Origin of the sequence: Cellulophaga sp. RHA_52 (genome assembly GCF_007827205.1) — a bacterium.
Classification (GTDB): domain Bacteria; phylum Bacteroidota; class Bacteroidia; order Flavobacteriales; family Flavobacteriaceae; genus Cellulophaga; species Cellulophaga lytica.
Genome location: NZ_VIRZ01000001.1, coordinates 2,801,854 through 2,828,247, shown reverse-complemented (window position 1 = coordinate 2,828,247; position 26,394 = coordinate 2,801,854). Strand labels below are relative to the sequence as shown.

The 26,394-nt window shown below is 31.3% G+C and carries 24 protein-coding genes; 20 read left to right on the top strand and 4 right to left on the bottom strand.

What is annotated here, in order from left to right; translation table 11 throughout:
- Positions 1-2 precede the first annotated feature (2 nt).
- The 10 genes from JM80_RS12550 to JM80_RS12505 all read left to right on the top strand — a co-directional run bounded on the left by JM80_RS12550 (position 3) and on the right by JM80_RS12505 (position 9,459).
- Complete coding sequence (locus tag JM80_RS12550) at positions 3-476, top strand: cupin domain-containing protein (protein WP_013622427.1); 474 nt, start codon at positions 3-5, stop codon at positions 474-476.
- 32 nt (positions 477-508) lie between these two features.
- On the top strand, positions 509-1,342 hold the full coding sequence (locus JM80_RS12545; protein ID WP_144710376.1) for a DUF4437 domain-containing protein: 834 nt from the start codon (positions 509-511) through the stop codon (positions 1,340-1,342).
- Complete coding sequence (locus JM80_RS12540) at positions 1,342-2,451, top strand: L-dopachrome tautomerase-related protein (protein ID WP_144710374.1); 1,110 nt, start codon at positions 1,342-1,344, stop codon at positions 2,449-2,451. The genes JM80_RS12545 and JM80_RS12540 overlap by 1 nt, the downstream gene beginning before the upstream one ends.
- 116 nt (positions 2,452-2,567) lie before the next feature.
- Positions 2,568-3,434: an AraC family transcriptional regulator gene (locus JM80_RS12535; protein ID WP_013622430.1), complete on the top strand. Its 867-nt coding sequence runs from the start codon at positions 2,568-2,570 to the stop codon at positions 3,432-3,434.
- A gap of 211 nt (positions 3,435-3,645) precedes the next feature.
- Positions 3,646-4,491, top strand: coding sequence for an enoyl-CoA hydratase/isomerase family protein (locus JM80_RS12530; RefSeq protein ID WP_144710371.1), 846 nt, complete (start codon positions 3,646-3,648; stop codon positions 4,489-4,491).
- A 39-nt stretch (positions 4,492-4,530) separates the two neighbouring features.
- Positions 4,531-5,514, top strand: a complete 984-nt coding sequence (locus JM80_RS12525; protein ID WP_144710369.1) for a zinc-dependent alcohol dehydrogenase family protein — start codon at positions 4,531-4,533, stop codon at positions 5,512-5,514.
- A gap of 229 nt (positions 5,515-5,743) precedes the next feature.
- Complete coding sequence (locus tag JM80_RS12520; protein WP_089119421.1) at positions 5,744-6,526, top strand: SDR family NAD(P)-dependent oxidoreductase; 783 nt, start codon at positions 5,744-5,746, stop codon at positions 6,524-6,526.
- Positions 6,527-6,624: 98 nt separating this feature from the next.
- Positions 6,625-7,218: an NAD(P)H-dependent oxidoreductase gene (locus tag JM80_RS12515; protein ID WP_013622434.1), complete on the top strand. Its 594-nt coding sequence runs from the start codon at positions 6,625-6,627 to the stop codon at positions 7,216-7,218.
- 3 nt (positions 7,219-7,221) lie between these two features.
- A complete protein-coding gene (locus JM80_RS12510; protein ID WP_075695574.1) occupies positions 7,222-9,120 on the top strand; it encodes a monovalent cation:proton antiporter-2 (CPA2) family protein in 1,899 nt (632 codons plus the stop codon).
- Positions 9,121-9,126: 6 nt separating this feature from the next.
- Positions 9,127-9,459: a TfoX/Sxy family protein gene (locus JM80_RS12505; protein WP_013622436.1), complete on the top strand. Its 333-nt coding sequence runs from the start codon at positions 9,127-9,129 to the stop codon at positions 9,457-9,459.
- Positions 9,460-9,516: 57 nt separating this feature from the next.
- Here the strand turns inward: JM80_RS12505 and JM80_RS12500 are convergent, their stop codons facing one another.
- Positions 9,517-10,992, bottom strand: coding sequence for an Iota-carrageenase (locus JM80_RS12500; protein ID WP_089119423.1), 1,476 nt, complete (start codon positions 10,990-10,992; stop codon positions 9,517-9,519).
- 429 nt (positions 10,993-11,421) lie between these two features.
- Between JM80_RS12500 and JM80_RS12495 the strand changes: the two genes are divergently transcribed.
- A complete protein-coding gene (locus JM80_RS12495) occupies positions 11,422-12,516 on the top strand; it encodes an alkene reductase (RefSeq protein WP_144710367.1) in 1,095 nt (364 codons plus the stop codon).
- Between the two features lie 196 nt (positions 12,517-12,712).
- Positions 12,713-14,176, top strand: coding sequence for a CotH kinase family protein (locus JM80_RS12490; protein WP_038506749.1), 1,464 nt, complete (start codon positions 12,713-12,715; stop codon positions 14,174-14,176).
- Positions 14,177-14,526: 350 nt separating this feature from the next.
- On the opposite strand, the gene JM80_RS12485 is transcribed toward JM80_RS12490, so the two are convergent.
- The gene (locus JM80_RS12485) at positions 14,527-15,258 is read right to left on the bottom strand and encodes an NUDIX domain-containing protein (protein ID WP_013622440.1); all 732 of its coding nucleotides are present in this window, start codon (positions 15,256-15,258) and stop codon (positions 14,527-14,529) included.
- A gap of 263 nt (positions 15,259-15,521) precedes the next feature.
- Between JM80_RS12485 and JM80_RS12480 the strand changes: the two genes are divergently transcribed.
- From JM80_RS12480 to JM80_RS12445, 8 genes are all read left to right on the top strand, one after another.
- Positions 15,522-16,352: a hypothetical protein gene (locus JM80_RS12480; protein ID WP_174258351.1), complete on the top strand. Its 831-nt coding sequence runs from the start codon at positions 15,522-15,524 to the stop codon at positions 16,350-16,352.
- Between the two features lie 22 nt (positions 16,353-16,374).
- Positions 16,375-17,439 carry a substrate-binding domain-containing protein gene (locus JM80_RS12475; protein WP_144710365.1) on the top strand — a complete coding sequence of 355 codons (1,065 nt, stop codon included), beginning with the start codon at positions 16,375-16,377 and terminating at the stop codon, positions 17,437-17,439.
- A gap of 1 nt (position 17,440) precedes the next feature.
- Positions 17,441-18,964: a sugar ABC transporter ATP-binding protein gene (locus tag JM80_RS12470; RefSeq protein WP_144710363.1), complete on the top strand. Its 1,524-nt coding sequence runs from the start codon at positions 17,441-17,443 to the stop codon at positions 18,962-18,964.
- Positions 18,965-18,982: 18 nt separating this feature from the next.
- On the top strand, positions 18,983-19,951 hold the full coding sequence (locus tag JM80_RS12465; protein WP_013622444.1) for an ABC transporter permease: 969 nt from the start codon (positions 18,983-18,985) through the stop codon (positions 19,949-19,951).
- A gap of 13 nt (positions 19,952-19,964) precedes the next feature.
- Entirely contained in the window at positions 19,965-21,461 is a 1,497-nt protein-coding gene (locus JM80_RS12460; protein ID WP_144710361.1) for a mannitol dehydrogenase family protein, read from the top strand.
- On the top strand, positions 21,462-22,346 hold the full coding sequence (locus tag JM80_RS12455) for a carbohydrate kinase (RefSeq protein ID WP_013622446.1): 885 nt from the start codon (positions 21,462-21,464) through the stop codon (positions 22,344-22,346). It abuts the gene before it with no gap.
- Between the two features lie 154 nt (positions 22,347-22,500).
- The gene (locus JM80_RS12450; protein WP_013622447.1) at positions 22,501-23,127 is read left to right on the top strand and encodes a TetR/AcrR family transcriptional regulator; all 627 of its coding nucleotides are present in this window, start codon (positions 22,501-22,503) and stop codon (positions 23,125-23,127) included.
- Between the two features lie 10 nt (positions 23,128-23,137).
- Positions 23,138-23,623 carry a DUF962 domain-containing protein gene (locus tag JM80_RS12445; protein WP_038506755.1) on the top strand — a complete coding sequence of 162 codons (486 nt, stop codon included), beginning with the start codon at positions 23,138-23,140 and terminating at the stop codon, positions 23,621-23,623.
- 29 nt (positions 23,624-23,652) lie between these two features.
- Here the strand turns inward: JM80_RS12445 and JM80_RS12440 are convergent, their stop codons facing one another.
- Positions 23,653-25,041 carry a TolC family protein gene (locus JM80_RS12440; RefSeq protein ID WP_144710359.1) on the bottom strand — a complete coding sequence of 463 codons (1,389 nt, stop codon included), beginning with the start codon at positions 25,039-25,041 and terminating at the stop codon, positions 23,653-23,655.
- A gap of 4 nt (positions 25,042-25,045) precedes the next feature.
- A complete protein-coding gene (locus JM80_RS12435; protein WP_034643631.1) occupies positions 25,046-26,392 on the bottom strand; it encodes an HlyD family secretion protein in 1,347 nt (448 codons plus the stop codon).
- Positions 26,393-26,394: the final 2 nt, after the last annotated feature.

Here is a 26,394-nt window from a genome sequence, read left to right as displayed (position 1 = left end):
TAATGAAAATTAATATTACACTTGTAGCAGTAGCTATAACAGCATTATTTATAAGTACTACGGCAAATGCTCAAGTAAATACCATAGATTCTGTAGCCACTTCAAAAGTGCAACATTTCAATTTTGATGAAATGGAATCTGAGTCTATAGGTGAAGGCATTAAAAGAAAATGGTTTCACGGTGAAAAAGGGCAAATGACTATTTTTGACTTGGAAAAAGGAGCACATATTCCTTGGCATAAACACCCTAATGAGCAGATAACATACATTATGTCTGGTAAGGTAAAAATCAAGACCATAATTGATGGCAAAGAGGAATTTGTAATTGTTTCTGGCGGAGAAGTAATTGTTTTCCCAGAAAATGTACCGCACGAATTTTGGGCATTGGAAAAAACAGTGGATTTAGATGTTCACGTTCCTGTTCGCCAAGATTGGTTAAGCAAAGAATTACCAGATTATTTAAAGAAAAGTAAATAACAGAATATTATAACATTATAAAAAGTATCAAAATGAAAAAAACAATATTACTTGCATTAGCAATAGGAACAACGGCATATACAAGTGCACAAACACCAACAACGGATCCTGCCAAATCTGAAAATGAGGTGGTAACGGCAGACAATGTAGAATGGGGTTGGTTAAATCCGTTACGTGGAGACAAAAGTCCGGCTGCCGGAAAACTTTGGGGAGATCGTACAAAGAATGAACCTGCAGGTTTTTTAGTGAAATTTAAAAAAGGATTTTCATCGCCTCCACACATTCACAACATTACTTATAGAGGTGTTGTAATACAAGGTTTATTACATAATGATGATGAAAAAGCAGAAAAACAGTGGTTACCAGCAGGATCTTATTGGCAGCAGCCAGCAGGAGAAGCACACATAACTGCAGCAGATGGACAAGAAAATTTAGCTTTTTTAGACATTCAAGAAGGTCCTTATTTGGTACAACCAACATCTGAAGCTTTTGATAATGGTGAAAGACCTATTAATGTAGACAAAACCAATATGGTTTGGCTAAATGCAAAAGATATTAAGTGGGTAAAAGAAAAGAGTAATGTGCAAACTGCCTTTTTATGGGGTAGTCACGAGGAAAACCAATTGCGTGCAACACTTTTAAAATTACCAGCTGGTTTTAGTGGTAGCATTAAAAATTTGAGTCCAAACTTTAGAGCAGTAGTTATTTCTGGTGGTATAACTCATCAGTTTTCTAAAAAAGATGCTAAAAATGAGTTGCAGCCTGGTTCTTATTTTGGAGCTAAAAAAGGTGCTACATCAAAAATTACAACAGAAAAAGAAACAGTTATTTACATAAGAAGTAACGGTAATTTTGAAGTGAAGTAATGAAGAAAAAGGCAAGTTTAGTATTAAGTTTAATCATTTCAATTATGGTTACACAGGCTCAAAATACTTTAGCAGAATTAGAAATATACGCAACCGTAGACCAAGCAGTTGGTAATATCACATTTACTAATTCAGGAGATTTGGTTTATAGTCACCATCCATTTTTTTCTCCGGAAATAAGAGTAGTGAAATTTGATAAAAAAACGAATACGACAACGCCTTTTCCTAATTTAGAATGGAATACACCACGAGAAACCGATGATAATTACTTGAGCAATGTTTTAGGAATCCGTAATGATGAAAATGGTGTTATCTGGATGATAGATATGGCGCAACGTAACAATGTAACGCCAAAAATTGTAGGTTGGAATACAAAAACTGATAAATTAGAACGTATATATTACTTGCCAGAGTCAAGTGTACTTTCAATTAGCCAACCTAATGATATGGTTGTTGATACCAAAAACGGCTATTTTATTATTACCGATGAAGGTATAGGTAATGGAGGAGATGGAAGCAAGGCTGCTTTTATCATCGTAGATATGAAAACGGGAAAAACACGTCGGGTTTTGGAGGGTACACGTACTACAAAACCAGAAAATACCCCAACGGTTATAAATGGTAAGCATCTGGCAGTAAACGGTAAAGATTTGTTGATTGGTAATGACGGAATTACTGCCGATGCTAATTTTGAATACATTTACTACGGACCGTTAAACGGACCAAAAATCTATCGTATTAAAACACTGGATTTGGTAAATGAAACGTTTACAGATGCTGATTTAGATGCTAAAATTGAAACCTATTCTAATAAGCCTAATAATGGAGGAATGTCTATTGATAAAGAAGGAAACATTTACTTAACAGCTTTGGAGACTAAAAGCGTAGCTGTAGTTTTAGCAAAAGACCGTAGTGAAAAAACTATGGTTCAAGATCAAAATATGGTATGGCCAGATGGTGTTAGTTACAATCACACAGATGGGTACATGTATGTGTCTGCAGCACAAGTAAACAAAGGAGCTGTTTTTAATAACGGAAAAAGTATAGCAACACCACCATTTTATATTTTTAGATTTAAGCCAATTGTAGAAGGTGTATCTTTTAGATAAAAAATAATATAAATAAACCATTTAGAGGCTGTTTTTTTAGTATATTACTTTAAAGACTGTTCCCCAATGAAAAGTCGCTTTAGGGCGACTTTTCTATTAAAAATAAAACCAACAAAATGCCACGTACGATAATTGAAAATATTGTAATTCAAGAATACAAAGAGCAAACGTTTTTTGAATTTTGTAAATACACAACCATTCGGTTTTTTGAAATTGTTTATTTTGAAAAAGGTACAGGGACCATTAAAATTAATGGTAAAACGGTAAACTATTCGGCTAACAGTATTTTCGTTTTTGTGCCAGACGATATTTATATTGTAAATCCGGAATCGGCAACTACAACTGTAGCCATTAAGTTTTTAAAGAGCTTTTTTAGGGGAGATGCTCCGCAAAATGCAAATCTTCCAATTAACGATTGGTTTCGTAAAATTGAAGGTATTTTAAACAGTGAAAGTCATCAATTACGTGAAATGCGTTTTGAAACGGAATCGGACAAAATACACCTAATATCACTGATAAAAATGGTGGCTGCGGAAAACGATAAAAAGAAATCGTATGATCTCTTTATCATTCAAAATTCACTTTCTGTAATTCTTCATTTAATTGCGCGTAACATTCAGTTTTTAAATGCCGATATGAGTACCAAAATTGTTGAATCGTCTAAAATTCAGCAAATCATCAATTTTATTCACGCTAATATTTACAATTCAGAATTGCTTACCACCAAAAACTTGGCAGAAGAGTTTCATATGGCGGACAATTATATTAGTGAGTACTTTAAAAAGCATACCGATGTTTCTTTAAAAAAGTACATTCTTAACTACAAATTAAAACTGGTAGAAACCCGTTTAAAATATACCGATTTGCAATTTTCAGAAATTGCAATGGAATTAGGCTTTACAGATTCTAGTCACCTTAACAAAACTTTCCAAAGCTACAAGGGGATGACTATTGGTGCTTACAAGGCTAGTATTTCTGCATAATTTTTCAATGAAATAGTTTTTAATTACTGCTGTTATCGATTTTCATAATCGATGATTTTAGGGTATTCTATAGTTTGTTCGCCGAAAAAAATACCATTTACCTCTTTTTTTACCAGAAGCCCTTTGTTTTTTACCCATTTGAAATTGTATGTCCAAGATACCTTTGTACTGTAAGTAATACAGAAAAAATAATAACCAAAAACTTAATACTATGGACTACAAGAATTTTCAAACATTTACGGCAAAACAAACAGGAGGAATTTTAACAATTGATATCAACTTTGGACCAGTAAACGTACAAGGACAAGAAATGCTAGCAGATTTAAGCAGCCTTTGTTTACGATTAGAACGCGATAGAAGTGTAAAAGTAGTCGTTTTTGAATCTTCTAATCCAAATTATTGGGTGTGTCATTATGATACCAACTTGCTTAGAGATATGTCAATAGAAGCGGTACCAAGAAATGAAGTGCAGTTATTGGACTTACAATCTGTTTTAGAACGCTTAAGCAAAGTACCACAAGCAACTATAGCAAAAATTGAAGGTTTTGCGCGTGGTGGCGGACACGAAATGGCTTTGGCATTAGATATGCGTTTTGCAGCTAGAGGAAAGGCTAAGTTCATGCAGATGGAAGTTGGTATGGGCATTTTACCCTGTGGTGGTGGAGCTTCACGTATGGCAAGACAAGCAGGATTAGGAAAAGCATTAGAAATAATATTAGGAGTAAGAGATTGGGATGCTGATGAAGCTGAAAAATTTGGAACCATAAACAAAGCTTTAGACGCTGAAGAAATAGGACCTTATGTGGATGCTTTGGCAGAACGTATTTCAAAATTTCCGGCAGATTCTATTGCAGCTAGCAAACGCGCAGTTTATGCGTCTATAGACTTACCAATTAAAGAAGCTTTAAAAGAAGAAGCATACCAATTGTTTCAAGCAACCAGTAAAACACCAGCTGTTAAGCGTTTTCAATATGCAGATGATAACGGTGCCCAGTTTGACCATAACAACCAAAAGAATTGGGAGCAAATGGTGATGGATATTCAAGAAGTAAATTAATAAAACAAGAATTATAATTAAATAAAAACAGAGATTGATATGAAAGCAATGTTATTAAACAGTTACGGAGAGAATGCAAATTTTGAAGTTTCAGAAATAGCGAAACCAGAAGTTACCGCAAATCACGTATTGGTAAAAATAGCTGCATCTAGTGTAAATACTATTGACACTATGATTAAAAATATGGGTAATGATTTGCCTTTGTCACCTGCAACTCCAGCATTATTGGGAATGGATTTTTCAGGTATTGTAGAAGCAGTTGGTGATGGTGTAGAAGGTTTTAATGTAGGTGATGAAGTTTATGGTTGTGCAGGCGGACTTGCAGATTTACCAGGTACATTAGCAGAATATATTGTGGCAGATAGCAACCTTTTGGCTCACAAACCAAAAGGATTAACAATGCGCGAAACTGCAGCCTTACCATTAGTAGCTATTACAGCTTATGAAGGGTTGACTAGAGCAGGCGTAAAAGCAGGTCAAAAAGTATTGGTGCACGGTGGTTCTGGTGGTGTTGGTCACTTAGCGGTACAACTGGCTAAATATTTTGGAGCCGAAGTTTTTGCTACAGGAACAGGAGAAAACCAAAAAGCAATTGTAGAAAAATTTGGAGCAACCTTTATTGACTTTAAAACTGAAAAGGTAGCAGATTATACAGTAAAATATACCGATGGTGGTTTTGATGTTGTTTTTGATACAGTTGGTGGTCCAAACCTAACCAATTCTATTGAAGCGGTTGCCTTAAACGGACACATTTCTACAACAGTATCATTATGTGAGTTAGATTTAACACCGTTACACTTTAAAGGAGCTACATTACACGTAGTATTTATGTTAATACCAATGTTACATAATTTTAAAAGAGACGTGCACGGAAATGTATTAGAGCGTTTAGCAGAAATTTCTAACGAAGGACACTTAACTCCAATTGTAGATGAAAACAGCTTTTCTTTAGAACAAGTTGGTGATGCTTACGCACATTTACAAAGTGGTAAAGCTATTGGTAAAATAGTAGTAGAAAACTAAAAATAATAGGGATTTGCAATGTATCCTTATGTCTGACTAATAGTGATGAATGCCTCTTTTGTAGAGGCATTTTTCGTTTTTAGAAAGTTAACCTTGTTTTTTACCTAAACTTCCATTTTTGTTACCATTATATAAGAGTAAAGGCATTGTATCTTTGTTATAAGATTATGTATTTAGAAACGGGTTACAAGAGTGTTGGCTAACATATATCAATATTAAAAAAAATAAAATGAAACATATATTAATTACAGGAAGTACAGACGGTATAGGCAAATTATTAGCCTTACGTTTAGCTAAGGAAGGACATTATATTGCCATTCATGGTAGAAGTGAATCTAAATTAGCATTAACCTTAAAAGAAATAAAAGAGCAAGCTAATACAGATAATGTAATTGGTTTTTTAGCAGATTTTTCGGATTTAAATGATGTAAAAAAAATGGCTAGTGAAGTTATTTTAAAAATGCCAAAGATTGATGTATTAGTGAATAATGCCGGTGTTTTAATTTCAAATGGAAAAAGCACAACTACAGACATTAGATTACTGGTAAATTATTTTGCTCCTTATGTATTAACCAATGGAATATTAGCAAATTTAAAAGCATCAGACGCACCAAGAATTGTGAATTTAAGTTCTGCTGCACAGTCTACGGTTAACATACAAGCATTAGAAGGTAAAACTAGTTTAGGTGCCAATGAAGCATATGCACAGAGTAAATTAGCGTTAACAATGTGGAGTTTTTATTTAGCAGTACAAGAGCTTTCAATTACAGTAGTAGCTGTAAATCCAGGTTCTTTACTAAATACAAAAATGGCAAAAGAAGCATACGGACAACACTGGTCTCCTGCAGATAAAGGTGTAGATATTCTTTATGATTTAAGTATGACGGATTTAGCTAAAACAGGCAAGTATTTTGATAATGATAAAGGTACATATGCATCAGCGCACTCAGATGCTTATGACACAAATAAAATTGAAAAATTAATTGAAGTTACAATGTCTAATTTAGTGTAACATAGTTTATTATTGTTGTTTTTTAAAATGAGTTTTTGGTTGTTTAACGCAACTAGAAATTCATTTTTTTGTATCTTATTTTCAACTAAATTCGCAAGATGAAAAAAATATTAGTTTTGTTTTCTCACCCTAACTTTGAAAAATCTAGGGCGAACTCTATTTTAATTGAAAAAATTAAAGAAAAAGAAGGGGTTACAATACATGATTTGTATGAACGTTACCCAGATTTTAATGTAGATGTAGCTGTAGAAAAAGAACTTTTAAATTCTCATGATATAATTATTTGGCACCATCCTTTGTATTGGTATAGTTGCCCTCCTTTAATGAAACAGTGGATGGATATGGTTTTAGAATTTGGTTGGGCTTACGGTCCTAATGGTACCGCTTTGTATGGTAAAAAGTGCTTAAATGTTATAACAACAGGTGGTACAAGAGCTGTTTATTGTAAAGAAGGTACCAATAGTTTTTCTGTAAATGAGTTTTTACGTCCTTTTGAGCAAACAGCAAATTTGTGTGGTATGTATTACTATCCACCATTTACCGTTATGGGAACGCATAAAATTGAAGAAGAAGCATTACATAGTTACGCACATCAATATGATAATTTATTAGATTTACTTAAGCAAGACTTAACTTTAGAAGAAATAGGTGAATTTTCATTTTTAAACGATATACCACAACTAAATACATAGATTATGACAGGTAGTATTCTTTTTGAGGCTATTGTTTTTTTATTAGGGGCAATTATTTGTGTTTCTATAGCCAAACGCTTAGGACTAAGTTCTGTACTTGGCTATTTGTTTGCTGGTGTTTTAATAGGACCTTATGTTTTAGGTTTTATTGGAAAAGAGGGTGAAGACATATTGCACTTTGCAGAGTTTGGAGTGGTAATGATGCTTTTTTTAATTGGTTTAGAAATAGAACCCAAAAATTTCTGGAAAATGAGAAAAACCATTGTAGGTATGGGTGGCTTACAAGTAGCTGGTACAATGCTAATTTCTTATTTTTTATTTTCTCTATTGGGTTTTGATTGGAAAGTGGCGCTAACATTTTCAATGGCAGTAGCATTGTCATCTACAGCAATAGCATTACAAACAATTAAAGAAAAAGGGTTATTAAATACAACATTTGGTGCTTCATCTTTCTCTATACTACTGTTTCAGGATATTATAGTAATTTTTATGTTGGGTGCATTGCCATTGTTAGCAAATACAACTAATAAAGTGTCTGAAAATACCTCTGGACACGCTAATTTATTGCAAAATTTGCCTTTAGGTTTGCAAACACTAGCAATACTAGTTTCTGTAGTTTTAATAATTGTTACAGGTAAATATTTAATAGTACCAATGTTGCGTAAGGTTGCAAAAACAGGAGTTAGAGAACTACTTATAGCTGCTGCCTTACTTATTGTTTTTGGAATCTCATTTTTAATGGAATTAGTAGGTTTGAGTCCAGCATTGGGTGCTTTTTTAGGTGGCGTAGTTTTGTCTAATAGTGAGTTTAAACACGAGCTAGAAAGTACTTTAGAACCCTTTAAAAATTTACTATTAGGTTTGTTTTTTATGGCTGTTGGAGCATCTATTAACTTTGTAGTTATAGCTAAAAGTCCGTTTACTGTAGGCGGTATTTTAGTGGGGGTTATAGTACTAAAAGCTTTGGTACTTTATATAACAGCTACTGTATTTAAACTTAAATTAAATCAGAAATTACAACTAAGTTTTACATTATCGCAGGTAGGTGAGTTTGCGTTTGTTTTGTTATCTTTTGCTTTTTCATTACATATTTTAGAGCAAAACCAGTTAGATATTATGTTGGTAGTTACTGCCTTAACAATGACAGTAACGCCAATTATAGGTATGATTAATGAACGCGTTATATTACCACGTTTAGGAACTAAAGAGTCTATAAAAAGACCTATGGACCATATTGCCAAATCCCAGAAGATAATTTTAGTAGGTTTTGGACATTTTGGTAGTACAATTGGTCGTTTTTTGCGTACACACGGAGTAGAAGCTACAATTTTAGATCACGACTCTAATCGTGTTGATTTTTTACGTAAAATGGGTTTTGAAGTTTATTACGGTGATGCCACACGTACAGATTTGTTAGAATCTGCAGGTATTGCAGAAGCTAATATTTTAATATGTGCTATGGATAACCCAGACGTTATTAAAAAATTGGCTAAAACAGTAAAGAACAAATATCCACAGGTTAAACTTATGGTACGTGCAAAAAATAGGTATGCTGCTTATGAGTTTTTAAATATGGATATAGATCATATTTACAGAGAATCTTTAGAAACATCATTAAAATTGGCTAGTGAAGTTCTTAGTCAAATGGGTTTTAGAAAGTATACGTTACAACGACAAATACAAAATTTTATAAAGTATGATGAAGATAGCCTAAGACGATTAGCAAAAGAAACTAAAATAGGAGATGATAGCTATATTTTTAAAGCCAGAAAAGAATTAGAACAGCAGGAAAAACTGTTAGAACAAGACTTTAAAAGAGGTGTTGTTGAGTTTGATGGACATTGGGATGCAGAAAAAATTAGAATTTCATTAAATAAAAATAAAGCAATTAAAAATGCTTAATTAAATATGGCTGTTTCTGATGGTTTTTTAAAGTATGTTTTAGATCAATTAAAGTTAGATAATATTACCTCAAAGAAAATGTTTGGGGGTGTAGGACTGTATTGTAATGAACTAATGTTTTGTTTACTTTATGAAGATGTTGTAGCGCTAAAAATAGATGACACCAACATAAAAAAATATATAGACGCAGGAGAAACACCTATTAAAGTATTTAAAAACAGAACTCCTATACCATCATATTATACAGTGCCTACTTCAGTTTTAGAAAATAAAAATGTTTTTACAGTTTGGGCAAAAGAATCTTACCAAATACAATTAAATAAAAATAATATATCATAGTAAATATAAAACAGCCATTATATATGTAATGGCTGTTTAGTTTATAGTTTTTTTTGCTTAGTTACAAGAATTAATAGTGCCAACACCTTTGTTACAAATTTTAGCCGTATTATGCTTAACACGTAATATGTGGTTGCTAGGAAAACCTTGTACATTAGATGTACTTACGTTTACATTGTAGTTTCCAAGGCTATTATCTCTTTTAGTATTATCTATGGTAACGCCTAAAGACGGACCGTTATACTCAAAACCAGAAGGTCCTGGTTTACACAATTTAGACCATTCTGAGCAAGGCAAATATGGTAAAAAGGCTTGCTTTAGCTTAGCTCCTGTATTTTTGTAAGTTACTTTTACATTTTTTACAGTAGAGTTTTTAAAACTTCCTGGCTTAATACCATTTACAGCTGGGTTAGAGTGGTTGTATGCTATTTCACTAAAATCATTAGCTATTCTTGCAGCCCAAGTTCTTCCATTATTTCGCCTGTATACAATTTCTACAGAACCTACACCCAAAATACCCTCTATATAGTTTTTAAAAGCTTCACTGCTAGCTCTATTTTGCTTATCAAAAATCTCTATAAAACCGTGTTCTACACGTACAGCGTAAGCACAACCAATAGCGGTAACATCATCTATGGTTACTTTTCCGTTTTCCATAAAATGAGGAGAAAACATTACTGGTGTTAAACCACTAGTGTTACTAATTTTTGTAGCAAAAATATCTCTTACACCACCTCTGTTAGCAGCTTTCATTGCCAAGTTATCTGTCTCTAAACGTAGTGTTACTCCTCCTTTACATTTAAGGTTTTTAAATAAAATATTATCTGCAGCATAAGCCTGTATTAACCCATAACCAGTATGTGCATTTGTCTGATTTATATTTTGAACTATACCTTTATGCGGCCAAGCATTACCAGGTTTTCCTGTAAAACTTACTAAAATAGATGCAAAAACTGTTTTTTCATCTTTAATAGTAATATTAGATAGTTTAAAGTTTTCTACATTTCCTAAATCAGCAACTATTAAGTTTTTAGAAGAATTACCTCTTAGATCCACAATAAACTTTCCCCCTTTACCAATAATACTTACGTTTTCTATTTTATCTCCTGTTTTGCTGGCAAAATCAAAAATTCTATGATTGCTATTAGCAGCAATGCCTCTAGTAGGATATATTGTAGCTCCATTTTCAATTTCTAAATGGACATTAGATCGCATTCTAATTTTATTTAAGTAATACTTACCCTTTGGTAGTATAACTACACCTCCAGTACTAGCAATATCTTTTATTGCTCTATTCACTTTTTCAGTATCATCTTTAGTGTCTTTATTATTTACTCCGTATCCTGTTACAACATTTACTTTGTTTGCGAGTATAGCTGCTGTTGGAGGAGTATAAAAGTTAGATGATCTTACACTTACTTCTGTAAGTATTTCTGCTTGTTCTGAATTTTCATTTTCTTCAACTTCCTTAGAACATCCAATAGCAAATAAAGCCATAGATGCAACGTAAAAATGTTTTAATTGTACTCTCATAGTAAAAATTTTAAATTAATTTAAGCAATATTAAAATGTATATTCTTACTTATATAGAAGTAAATTACTGTTAATTAGCATTATTTTACCTATTAAACATTATTAATAGGTATAATAATAATTAAATAACATTATTTTTTTGTTGCAAAAATCATTTAAGCATTGATAATTAGGTGCTTACGTTTTTGTATAACTAATAGTTTAGGAGTTAAATTAGTTTTCTTTAAAAATAGCACTACCAATACTTTAGTATAGTTAAAACCTAATAGAACAACACATTGCTAATTATTTAGGTGTATTTCCAGAAAATTTAAGTAGAGTGGTTAGCAGTTAAAAAAGTTAAATATATCTTAATTGATATAGGTCAATGAAATTGACAATAAGCTCTTGTAAATTTGTAATTCACCATAATTATAAAAAACATATTTTATGAGTAATCAAAATTTACTAAAACCATATACTAAAAATATAGAGCTTAAAAACAGAGTTGTAATGGCACCAATGACTCGTAGTCGTGCTACAAATAAAGAAAAGGCGGCTACAGATGAGCTGCAAGGACTTTATTATGAGCAAAGAGCTTCTGCAGGGTTGCTAATTACAGAGGGTTCTCAGGTATCAAAAAAGGCTGTAGGTTATATAAATACACCAGGTATATACTCTAGCGAACAAGTAGAAGGCTGGAAAAAAGTTACCAAACGTGTGCATGATAAAGGTGGTAAAATCTTTATACAATTGTGGCACGTAGGTCGTATGTCTCATCCAGATTTTCATAACGGAGAATTACCACTAGCGCCATCTGCCATAAATCCTAATGAAAAATCTTATACAGAAGAGGGTTTTAAAGATACTGTTACGCCAAAAGCAATGACAATATCAGAAATAAAAGCAACAATACAAGATTTTAAAAATGCTGCTTCAAATGCTGTAAAAGCAGGTTTTGATGGTGTAGAAATTCATTCTTCTAACGGTTATTTGTTTCATCAGTTTTTTACAGCAACGTCTAATACCAGAACAGATGAGTACGGAGGTAGTATAGAAAATAAATCTCGTTTTTTCTTTGAAGTTTTAGATGAAATGAAACAAGTAATTCCGCAAGAAAAAATAGGCGTACGTTTTAATCCTTCCTTAAATGGGTTATTTGGTATTACTATGGATGAAGAAACTATACCTACGTTTGAATATATTATAAAAAAATTGAACGATTATAATTTAGCATATGTTCACTTATCAGAACCATTTACAGATGTGTCTAACATACCATTTGCGGTTACAGAAATAGCAAAACATTTTAGACCGTTATACAACGGAACATTAATGATTAATTCTGGTTTTGATAAAGAATCAGGGAATAAGGTAATAGAAAATGGTTATGCAGATTTGGTGGCTTATGGTAAACCATATATATCTAACCCGGATTTGGTAGAGCGTTTTAGAGATAATGTGGCACTTGCAGAGTGGGATGAAAGTACTTTTTATGTTCCAGGAGAAAAAGGATATACAGATTATGAAAGGGCAACCAAGTAATATATAAGTATGCATAAAAAAGGGATATTACTTAATTGTAATATCCCTTTTTTAGTTTTAATCGTATTACATTAATTTTTTACTGTATATATTTTACTTTTCACAGAAGAGAGTCATTGGTTTACAGAAATTCGTTATTTCATTTGTTTCTAATTTTCATATTTGTCATATAATTTAATTTTAATACAAAGTAATAATGAAAAAAAATAATGTATTTACCATACTATTTATAGCTCAGATTTTCTTATTTATATCATGTTCTAGTGATTCTGACGATAGTATAGATACAACAGAGGAACAGACTGAAACAGAAACTACAGCTTATGTAGAAACATATGAAGATAGTGACTTTGAAGCTACAGACTGGACAGATGCTACACACAGTAAAAGTGCAGATCCTAATTTTGAAGAAGTATTTAGTGATACAGAAGTAAAGAGATTAGATTTAGTAATTACAGAAGAACGTTGGCAAGCAATGTTGGATGATATGACAGCTAATTACGGAGAATTTGGCACAAGTGTTAGTGCTGGTCCGGGTGCTGGTGGTCCGCCTGCAGGTAACGGATTAGTAGATACAGATGAAGACCCTATTTTTGTTCCAGGTGATGTTTATTATGAGGGTAAAGAATGGTATAGAGTGGGGTTACGTTTTAAAGGAAACTCTAGCTTACAATCTACTTGGTCTAATGGAAATTTAAAACTATCATTTAAGTTAGATTTTGATGAGTTTGAAGATGAATATCCACAAATAGACAATCAGCGTTTTTATGGATTTAAAAAATTGAGTTTAAAAAACAACTACAATGACAAGTCTATGCTTAGAGAAAAAGTTGCAGCAGATGTATTTACAGCAGCAGGCGTTGTTAGCTCACACACTGCTTTTTATGCAGTATATGTAGATTACGGAGACGGACCTGTGTATTTTGGTTTATACACTATGGTAGAAGAAGTAGATGATACAGTTATAGACACACAATTTGCAGATAATGATGGTAACTTATACAAACCAGATGGTGATGGCGCAAGTTTTGCAGATGGCTCTTTTACTGAAGATGTTTTTGTAAAGAAAACAAATGAAGACGATGAAGATTATACAGATATTTTAAGCATTTTTGAAGCTTTACACGCAGAAAATAGAACTACAGATTCTGAAACTTGGAGAACTAATTTAGAATCGGTTTTTGATACAGATATGTTTTTAAAATATTTAGCTGTAAATACTGTTATACAAAACTGGGATACTTATGGTAGAATGACTCATAATTACTTCTTATACAACAATCCAGATACAGAAAAATTACAATGGATACCTTGGGACAATAATGAAGCATTACAAAATGGTAATATGCAAGGTTCTTTAGCTTTAGATTTTTCTGATGTAAACTCAACAGAATGGCCTTTAATTGGCTATTTATATGCAGATGATATTTATAAAGCTACATATAATGCTTATGTGCAAGATGTAGTAGACAATGCATTTAATACAAGTACAATGCAATCTAAATACGCTAATTATGCATCATTAATAGAACCTTATGCAACTACAGAGTTAGAAGGACATACATTTTTAAACTCTAGTGCAGATTTTTATATAGCAGTAGACGAATTAAAAAATCACGTTAGTGAACGTGCAACAGCAGTTCAAAACTATTTAAATTAGTACCTAAACAATTTTAATTTTAAAAAGGCCAGTTATAGTATTATAGCTGGCTTTTTTAAGTTTTTTTTGTGTGTACCATTAAAAGTATACTAGTGTAAAATACAATTACAGAATTAAACAGGGCATTTACAGAAAACCAGCCCCATTACACAGATAGTACAACATTAGCATTACTAAATACCGCATCTTTGTAGTGTAAATAAGATTTTTTATAATAGTAGTTTTTTAGATTGATTGAGATTTAACTACTTGTAGTTGGTAGTTAAATTGGTTAGTAGTTGAGTTAGTTTTAAAAAACCGGTTATTTTATAAATAACCGGTTTTTTTATGTTTTAATATTTATGAGCTTGTTATATGCTAATTAAATAGTTTTTCTGAAACATTTTATCATATATATCCTTACTAAACATATACAATTGTGCAGGTTTTTTAGAAACTCCAACCTGCTTTTCATCTAAAGCAATTATATATTTTTTATTAATAAGCTTTCGCCTAAAGTTTCTATTGTCAATTTCTATGCATAAAATAGACTGGTAAAGATCTTGCACCTCATTTATTGTAAATTTATCTGGCAATAGTTTAAAAATTATTGGTTCAGACAAACACTTTACTTTTAAATCTTCATAAGCTTCTAAAATAATGTTTTTATGGTCAAAACCAACTTCGGGTAAGTTGCTTACAGGAAACCATTTAGCATTGTATTTGTTCTTATTTAAATCTACATCATCTGTCTTTAATAAAAAATAATAGGCTATAGTTATGGTTCGCAAATTAAATTCTTCGTTTTTAATCCAAACAAGGTCCTTTTCATTCATTAATCTATCTGGATCACCAAAGGCTTTAAATTGTTTTTTATATTGATTTTTTAAGCCAGTTAATTCCTCTAATACTCTTGTAGCCGTTTGGTCTAAAGTTTCGTTTTCATAAACGTGGTATCCTGTTAATACATAATCATCTACAAGTACTTCTTTATTTTTCTCTAAATACCTTTTAATAAGTAAAACATTTAAAGATTTGGTAATGGTGTCAAAACCAAAAACCACACAATCTACAGATATATTTAATATTTTTTTCTGTTCCATATTATAAATCAATCTAGAGGTGTAAAGTATATTATTTAAGCTAATATACCTATTTTTTAATAATAAACGTAATAATTACGCTTAGATAATTTTCTAATTCTATTGTGAATTTGATAATTTAAAGATAAAATAGTACATATAAGTGTTAAATTACTATATTTTTATTGCTATTTATTAGGTTTTTATGTTTTAATTTATTTACATTTGAAAAATAAACGTAAAAATGACGTTTATAATTTAATACAGTAAATATGTTACTAGTTATGAAAAATTGTAAGCTATTCTCTTTTAAAAATATTGGTATTTATATGGGTTTATCAATACTTTTTGGAGTAAATTTAAGTCAAGCTCAAAATGATAGTTTAGTTAGTTACAAACCATTTAGCGTTAGTGCTCATGTAAAAAATATGCATATATGGCACGGGTTTGTTGTACATTCTGGAGCTGTATTAGCAACAAGTTTAGAGTTTAACTCAAAAAATGAAAAATTTACTTTTGGTTTTTGGGGCGGAGGTAGTTTTGCCACTACAGATGTAACAAATAAAAATACGGGAGAAAATGTAAGTGCTTATTATAAAGAGTTGTCTATTTATACTAAATACCGCTTTTCAGACAAGTTTTTTATAGAAGCTGTTACGCATAACAATTACACAGGAGTAGAAGAAAGAGGAGATAAATTAAGTTATTGGAGTTATGACAAAACTCAAGGTTACAACTTTGTAGACCTAAACTTTGGGTATAATGTTACACCAAATACGCTACTATACTTAGCTACAATTATTAATGGTGGTGCAGGAGATTATGAAATTTTAAATGATGGTAGTTTAAAAAACTCTTGGACACATTATTTTGAAATTAATAGTAAAGTATGGCAAGATAAAAATTCAAGTTTATCTGTTTTTGCTGGTGGGGCTTGGTCTTTTATTACAGATAAAACTTTTTATACAGAAAGTAGTGGCAATATTATAAATGTTGGTACAACTTATAATAAAAACGTAGATATAAAAGGGTATAAGTTGCCTGTAGATGTAACTTTAATGTGGAATCCTGAAGCAGAAAAAGCTGTATTGCAATTAGATATAACCTTATTTTAATAACAACTAAAAAACTTAAACTATGAAAACTATTAACTTTAAAATAGCATTTAATAAGCTATGTGTACCATTACTGGTATTTACTTTGCTTTTAAATATGGTTAGTTGTGCAGAGGAAATTAAAACTAATAAACCAACTAACGGTGATGAAGAAGAAACCGGACAAATTTTTAAAAGTGAAATAGATTTAACAGGCAAAAAAGTTGGCTACTGCACACCGTCATTAAATGCTCCTTATTACCAAGCTTTACTACAAAGTATAAAATCTACTACAGAAAAAAACGGAATGGAGTTTATTTCTGCAGATGGTCAAGATGATATAAACAAGCAAGTTGCCGCAGTAGAAGATTTAATTACAAAAGGTGTAGATGTTTTGCTTTTAAACCCTAAAGATCCGGATGCCTTAGTAGGTGTAACTAAATTGGCTAAAGCTTCAGGTATACCTGTGTTTATTATTGATAGCTCTATAAACCCTGCTGCAGAGTTTGTAACAACTATACAGTCTAATAACCTAGCAAATGGTGAGTTGGCAGGTGAATGGTTGGTAAAAAAGATGGGGAAAACTAAAATGAATATTGCCTTATTAAGTGGCAATGCTGGTAACCCTGTTGGTAAAAAACGTAAACAAGGCTTATTGCAAGGTATTACAGAAGAACAATTAAGAACCCAAGGTAAAATAGATTTAAATGTGAAAACCCAAGCTTATACAGACTGGTCTTACGCAGGCGGACTAAAAGCTATGGAGGATATTTTAGTAGCTCACCCAGATATTAATGTAGTAATTACAGAGTCTGATGTTTGTGTACTTGGCGCTATAAAAGCTATTGCACAAGCGGGCAAAACAGATGATATTTTAATTGTAGCTGGTGCAGACGGACAAAAAGAGGCTATAAAGTACATAATGGACACAGATTTTTATGGTTGTACAGCAATGAACAGCCCTGTGCAAATAGGTATTAACTCTGTAAAATATGCAATTGAGTACTTAAATGGAAAAAGAGACTTTGATAAAACATCTTTTACAGCTCCATTATTAATTACTAAAGAGAATGCTGCAAAGTATTACAATCCTAAAGCAATATTTTAATATGGAAAGTTCTACTAACAAGTATCGTTTAGAAATGTCTGGAATCTCTAAAAGTTTTGGAAATGTTTCTGTACTAAAAGATGTAAATATAAAAGTAAAGCACGGAGAAATTCATGCTTTATTAGGTGAAAACGGGGCTGGAAAATCTACCTTAATAAAAATACTTAGTGGTGTGCACCAAAAAGATACAGGTAAGGTGGTTTTAGATGGTGAAGAAATTAAACCAAAAAATACACATGATGGTCAGGTTTTAGGTATAAATGTAGTGTACCAAGAGTTGTCTTTGGTGCAAGATTTGTCTGTTGCAGAAAACATTTATCTGCATAAACTTGGTACTACTAAGTTTTGGATGAATTGGAAAGAATTAACCAATAATGCACAAGAATTATTAAACTCTTTAGGTTTTGAAATTAACGCATCTGCAAGAGTTAGAGACTTAAGTATAGTACAAAAACAAGTAGTAGAAATAGCAAAAGCCATATCTGAAGACACTAAAGTTTTGGTGCTAGATGAGCCAACAACAGTTTTTGATCCTACAGACATAAAAAAATTATTTAGTAACCTATTTAAATTAAAAGAAAAAGGGATTTCTATTATTTATATATCTCATCATTTAGATGAAATTTTTAAAATAGCAGATACCATTACTGTGTTAAGAGATGGTGTAGATACAGGCAGTATGTCTACTTTAGACACAGACAAAGACAGTGTTATTCATTTAATGATTGGTCGTGAGTTAAAAGATTTATACCCTAAAAAAGATAATCTAGTAGGAGAAATTCCTGTTTTTGAAGTTAAAAATTTAACAGCAAAAGATACTATGGTTTATGATGTATCTTTTTCTGTAAAACCAGGAGAAATACTAGGTATTGCAGGTTTGGGAGGTAGTGGAAGAACAGAAACTGCTAAACTTATTTTTGGTGCAGACAAAAAAAAATCGGGCACATTACTTTTAGAAGGAAAGGAAATTAAAACAAATTCTCCTGTAGATGCAGCTGCACACCAAATAGGTTTTGTATCTGAAGACAGAAAAGAGGAAGGTGTGTTTTTACCATTATCTATTAGGCGTAATATAAGTGTTACCAGCTTTAAATCTATCTCTAGTAAATTAGGTTTTATAAATATAGATAGTGAATATAAAAAGGTATTGGGTTTAATTAAAAAGTTAAATATAAAAACTCCAAACTCAGAGGTTAATGTAAAAAACCTAAGTGGAGGAAATCAGCAAAAAGTAGCATTAGCCAAATGGCTAAGTATAGATAGTAAAGTAATTTTTATAGATGAGCCAACAAGAGGTGTAGATGTTGGTGCTAAAATTGAAATTTATAAGCTTATAAATGAAGTTGCTAAAAAAGGAGTAGGTGTTGTAGTAATATCTTCTGATATGCCAGAAATTATGGGGATTACAGACCGTATTTTGGTAATGCACCAAGGAACAATTTATGGTGAGCTACAAAAGCATCAATTTTCTGAAGAAAACATTTTACGTTACTCCATAGGAGAACCATTAAAACAAACTAATTAATAATATAAAACCAACATTATGGCTATCACATTAAAAGAACAATTAAGCAGCCCAGGTGGTGTTCTTAAGTTTTTAGTAAAATATAATACAGTATTTATTTTTTTATTATTAGTGCTATTTTCTGCACTAATTTCAGATGTGTTTTTTACATCGGTAAACTTGTCTAACTTATTAAAACAAGTATCTGGAATAGGAATTATAAGCATTGGTATGCTTATCGTAATTTTAACTGGTGGTATAGACTTGTCTGTAGGCTCTATGGTAGCGTTATTGGCAGTAACATTTGCTATTTTGGTAAATATATTTGCTTTGCCATTGGCAATTTTAATGACACTTGCCATTGGTTTTGGCTTAGGTAGTATTTCGGGTTATTTAGTTGCTTATCAAAAAATGGCTCCCTTTGTTGCTACATTGGCATTAATGACTATTGCACGTGGTTTAGGTTTTATTTACTCTAAGGGTTCTCCTGTAACTTTTAAGACCTACGGCGGATTATACATGTCTAATTTTGCAAACAACTCTACCTTAGGTATTCCTAACATTGCAATTGTATTTTTTATTATAGTTGGTATTACTATGGTTATGCTTAGGTATAATGTTTTTGGTAGGTTAATAATAGCTATTGGTAGTAATGAAGAAGCCTCTAGACTATCTGGTATTAAGGTAAATAAGTATAAATTTTTAGTATATGCTATTTCTGGTACATTGGCAGCAACAGCGGCTATAATTGTAGCTTCAAGAACAAATTTAGGTTCTCCTAATATGGGAATGTCTTGGGAGTTAGATGCCATTGCTGCTGTGGTAATTGGTGGTGCCAGTTTAAATGGTGGTAAAGGAACTGCCATTAATACTTTAATGGGTGTGCTAATTTTAGGACTTATAGGTAATATTTTAAACTTATTAAATGTACCGTCATATCCACAACAAGTGGTTAAAGGTGGTATCATCATATTTGCTGTATTGTTACAAAGGTTTGAGCGTAAATAAAAAAGATTCATCAATGGAAAATTTAAAATTAAATAACAGTAATCTTTCTAAAATATCAGAAAGAGTTTTGGTTCCTAATTACAATAGGTCAGATATTAAAACAGGTATTGTGCACGTTGGTATTGGTGGTTTTCACAGGGCTCACCAAGCTTATTACACAGATTTGCTTTTGCAAAACAATAAAAATAAAGATTGGGGAATTTGTGGTGTTGCTCTATTAGATTTTGACACTAAAATTTACAACACCTTAAAGGAACAAGATGGCTTGTATACATTAATAATTAAAGAATTAGACGGCACACATACCAAACAAGTTATAGGATCTATAGTAGAGTATTTATTTGCGCCAGAAGACCCAGTAAAGGTGATAGAAAAAATGGCACATCCTGATGTAAAAATTATTACACTTACCATTACAGAAGGTGGTTATAACTACAATGAAGCTACTAGGGGGTTTGACTTTGGTAATACGCTAATTAAACACGATTTAGAATTTCCTAATAATCCTAAAACCATATACGGTTACTTAACACAAGCCCTTAAATTAAGAAAAGAAAGGGGTTTAAAAGGTTGCACCATACAGTCTTGTGATAATATACAAGAAAACGGACATATGATTAAAAATATGCTACTTAGTTATGTAAAAAAGGCGCAACCAAGCTTAACTAACTGGATTATAGAAAATGTATCTTTTCCTAATGCAATGGTAGACCGTATAACGCCAGCTACATCCTCAGAAGATATTACAAGTTTAAAAAATACATCTGGTATTTTAGATGCTTGGCCAGTAGTTTGTGAGCCATTTAAGCAATGGGTTATAGAAGATAACTTTGCACAAGGTAGACCAGATTGGGAAAATGTAGGAGCACAATTTGTTACTGATGTTGTCCCTTATGAAAAAATGAAATTAAGTTTGTTAAATGCAGGACATTCTGTAATTGGTATTTTAGGTGCTTTACTAGGTTACCAAACCATAGACCAAGCAGTACATAACAAAAACATTAGTACATTTTTACATTTATATATGAATGTAGAAGTTACACCAATACTAGGTAATTTAGAAGGTTTAGACTTAGATTTATATAAGAAAACTCTATTAGAGAGGTTTGGAAACAAAAATATAAAGGATCAAATAGAACGAATTTGTTCTGAGAGCTCTGCTAAATTTCCAATATTTATTTTGCCAACGGTTAAGGCACAATTAAAAAATAATGGTTCTGTAGATTTAGCTGCTTTTATAGTAGCTGCTTGGGCAATATATAGTTTAGGAAAAGATGAAAACGGAGTGCCATTAGTTATAAAAGATGCTAATAAATTATTGTTAGATGTAAAAGCTACAGCAGCTGTAACCAACCCAGAAGCATTTTTAGAATTAGAAACGATTTTTGGAGAATTAAAAAATTCTACAAAGTTTAAAGAGGCATATGTAAAAGCATACAATAACATTACTAATAATGGAGTAGAGCAATGTTTAAGAGAAATAAATAGTAATAGTTTAAGTCATATTTAAATGAAAAAAATTGTATGTTTTGGAGAAGTTCTTTGGGATATTTTTCCTACTCATAAAAAAATTGGAGGTGCACCTTTAAATGTAGCGCTAAGGTTAAACTCTTTAACTAATAATGTGTCAATTATTAGTAAAATTGGTGATGATGAAAACGGTGAGTTAATCAAAAAATATATTGATGAACAAGGTGTAAACACCAATAACCTTCAGGTAGATGATGCTTTGCAGACAGGAGAAGTAAAGGTTATGCTTAACTCTAAAGGTTCTGCTACATATGACATACAGTTTCCTAGAGCTTGGGATAATATATCACTAACAACCAACACAAAGGAAATTGTTAAAAGTTCTGATGCTTTTATATACGGTAGTTTAGTTGCTAGAGATACAACTTCTAGAGATACATTGTATAGTTTATTAAAGCTGGCCAAGTTTAAAATTTTTGATGTAAACTTAAGGAGTCCTTATTATACAATTGAAGTTTTAAATTATTTAATGAAAGAGGCTAGTTTTATTAAATTTAATGACGATGAAATTTTTGAGATAGGAAATGCATTACATTCTAAAACACACTCATTAGAACAGAATATTAAGTTTATTGCAGAGCATACCCAAACCAACTCTATATGTGTTACTAAAGGTCGTCATGGAGCAATTTTATATTATAATAATACCTTTTATTACAATAGTGGTTACCAAATAGATGTTGTAGATACAGTAGGAGCAGGTGATTCTTTTTTAGCTACACTAATTAATAAATTATTAAAAGAGAATAATCCGCAAAATGCAATAGACTGTGCTTGTGCTGTAGGTGCTTTGGTTGCTGGTAGTGAAGGCGCTAACCCTACAATTAAAACAGAGGATATTGAAAAATTTATACATCCAGATTAAAATATATACCCATTAAAATGGTACTACAGAGGCTATGTAACACCACATAGTCTCTTTTTTTTATTCATTTTTATAAAATTAGATTATATATACTATTTTTTTACATAAATTAGTAAACGTTTACTAAAACGTTGGTTTTAATCTATATATTTAAATGAAAAGTAAAATAAAAAGTACAGCAATTTCATTATTTAATGCCAATGGTATTGCAAACGTATCTATGAAGCAAGTTGCAGATTGTTTAAAAATTAGTGCAGGAAATTTAAGCTATCACTATAAAAACAAAGCAATATTATTAGCTGTTATTTATACAGATATGTATGAAGAAACCTTAGATTATATACTTCCTGAAAACAGCTATATTACATTATTTCATTTTGAAGAAATGATGCTTAAGTTTGATGATTTACAACAACGTTACTGTTTCTTTTTTAATGACATAGTACATATAATAAAAACCTACCCAGAAATTGCTAAAAAGTATGAAGCATCTAACCTTATTAGGTTTAAAGACGCTAGAAAACTTATAGATTATTACATAGAAACAGACCGTATTATACCAGAAAATGATAGTATAGATTACAATAAAACTATTTATAATATTTGGATGACAAGTACATTTTGGCAATCACAAAAACTAGCAATACACACAGCTAGTTACACAATTAATAAATGTGGGTCTATAGAAATGCTGTGGAGTATTTTATTGCCATACCTAACAACTAAAGGCCTAGAAGAATACCAGCAGCTTAGAAAATTTGTAAAATTACCAACCAACTAAATATACAACTATGAGAAAAATTGATATGCTATTGGCAGAATACGCAGTAAGTCATCAAACAAAACTAAATATAGCTATACACTACATTTGTGTGCCGCTTATTTTTTTTAGTTTAATTGGTTTATTAGCCAGTATACCTATCCCAAACGTTATTACAAATGCATTACCAGTTTTTTTAGTGCCTTATGCTCATTTAGGCACACTTGTTATAATTTTTGGCTTATTGTATTACCTTAAACTATCTAAAGCTTTGTTTGTAGGAATGTTATTTTTTTCTGCCTTAGTTTTATTAACCATAAATTTTGTGTCCTTATTTGTTGCTGTACCTTTATGGTTAAGTATGCTACTAATTTTTGTTGTTGCTTGGATAGGGCAATTTATAGGGCATAACCACGAGGGTAAAAAGCCATCTTTTTTAAAAGATTTACAGTTTTTAATGATTGGTCCGGCTTGGACAATGAGTCATTTGTTTGATGCTTTAGATATTAAGTTTTAATATGTAATAACTACTACTATTAAGTGTTGTTAAAGCATATTAATAACACTTAGTAGTTTAGATTTACTTAAAAATAAGTTGTACTCTGTATCTATTTCTTTAAGCTGAGTCTCTATTAATTTTACTTCTCTGTAATTTACTAAAAATAGGGAGCCTTCACCTAAGTTAAACTTTCGTTCTTCTGTATACACTAGTTTTTTATAATCTTTAACCAAGTCTTTAATAATAGTATGTTGGTTGTTGTAAGATTCTATTTGTTGTAAACCACTTTCTATTTTGTTACTAAGGTTAACCTTAGTTGCCATAATATCAAAATCTATATCTTTTAATTTTACCTTGGTTAATTTTAAATCTGCTCTTTCTTTTCTTAAAAATAAAGGAAAACTAACTGCTAATCCTGTTTTATAGTTTGATGTATTAAAACTATCTAAGTTTTGATAATCTGAACTTAAAAAATTGTATTGCAAATCTATTTTAGGCAACAAATTATTGGTTTTGTACCTTTTATCTATCGTTAAAATGTTTTTCTTAATCTGTAACTCTTTTAATTTAGGGTGATTTTCTACCAATTCTTCAGTAGTATTAAGTAATGAGCTATTTAAAACAGTATTTATGCTATTAATTGTTGTTGTATCTGGAGTAATAGCATCTGTAATTTCTAATGGTAAATTATTCTGTAGCCACAAAAAGTTAGATACTTCTAATTTAGATTTTATGTATCCTATTCTTGCTTTTTCAACGTCTAGCAATCTATTTTTATAATTAATACTAGCTTCTAGCGTATCTACCGCAGGTTTATCACCCGCAAAAAAGCTCTTTTTTACATTTAACAATCTAACTTCTGCATTTTTCAAATATGCAGAATATACAAGTTTAGCCTTGTAGTTTTTTAACCAATTAAAATAAGCCTCTGTGGCATCAAACAAAAAGTCGTTTACAACTAATTTTTGCTTGGCAGCAGCTTGTTGGGTGTATAATTTAGCTTGTTTTAATGTTGCCATTCTTTTATTAGTAAGCAACCCTTTAGCTAAAGAAACAGAAACTCCAGCACTGTATAAACCGTCTTCTGGCGTATTATATTCGGGGTTTAAATAGGTACCTTCGTTATTTTCATAGTTTGCTTTTAGTTCTACGCCATACCATGTAGGAATTTTAAAAGCAGCATTTAATTTATCATAATATGTAGTTCCTTTAAATTCTTTATTGCTAAAATCTACTTCTAATTTAGGATCAAAAGCACCTCTAGATTTTAATAGTTTTGCTTCACTCTCTGTAGTTATTAAACGTGCTTGTTTTACTATAGGATGGTATTTTTTTACATAACCTAAGTATTCTTCTAAGCTTAATATGCTATCTGTTTCTTGGGCTTGTGACGTAAAGCACAGTATAGAAAAAAATAGAATTATATATTTATTCATTCGTTTATTTTTTATCAGAAGTTGATGTTTTAGGAGTGTAATAATTTGGAGGGAAACTGTTTATTTGTCTCCAAATTTCAAACCAAATAGGGACATTTTCTAATAGTGCAATTGTTTTGGCACCAGAACCAACACGTATAGCCTCTGGCCAAGGAGCATCTTCTGCATTTGGCTTTAATAACACTCTATATTTTCCATTTGTACTTATAAAGTTTTCTATTGCTACTATTTTTGCTCCGTAGGTGCCGTAAGATACGTTTGGCCAACCACTAAATACAATTGCTGGCCAACCATCAAACTGTACACGTACATCTTCACCAATATGTATTAAAGGCAAATCTATTGGGCTAACATACATTTCTACAGCCAAATCATAATTAGCAGGCATAATATGCACCAAAGGCTCTCCTTCTTTAAAAGTTTCTCCTAAACCAGCCTTAATTGTTTTGTTAATATAACCAGCTTGCGGAGCTGTAATGTATAACAAACTACTTCTTTTTTTGTAATTAGCTAAACTGGTTTCTAGTTTAGATACTTGTGCTTCAGTGTCTAAACCACTAGATTCTGCAGTATATAAACTACTTTGTGCTTTTGCTATTTTATCTGCATAAGTTGCCCTTAATGTAGCAATAGCAAGTTTACTATTTACCAAGTCTTGCTTAGTACTTAGTAACTTGTTTTGTTGTGAGGTTAGTTTAGCATTAACTTCTTGCAATTTAGATTGCTTTTCTTCTACATCCTTTACAGCTTTTATACCTTCTGCCTGTAAAGCAATTGCACGCTGGTATTGAGTATTTGCAATATCTGCCTTAATTTTAATAGCTTCTAAATCTATACTGTCACTAGTTACTTTTAAAGCCGTTTGCGCTACTTTGTTTTTAGCTTGCTCTAGTTTTAAAACACGTTCTTGCTCTAGGGCTTTAATTTGGTTTTTTAAAGCATCAGTTTTGTTTTTGTAAGCTACAACAGAGGAAGACTTAGCAGTTAACTGGTCATTAGTTCTTTGTGCAAGGTTTTCATCAAAATAATCACTTTTAACTTCAGATATACGTAAAATAGTATCTCCCTTTTTCACAAAATTACCTTCTTGTACATACCATTGTTCTACACGACCTGGAATTTGAGACTGTAGTGTTTGTGGTCTTTGGTTAGGCTTAAGCGTAGTAACATTACCTTGACTTGTGATATTTTGTGTCCACGGTAAAAACAAAATTAGCAACAAAAAGATACTAAAAAATTTAAGAAAATTTTTAAAACCTTTGTGATACTCTTTATTAAATATTTCTTTTCCAGACCTATAATTAGATAAGTCTATATTTTTAGCTACTTGATTTTCAGATATATTTAGCATAG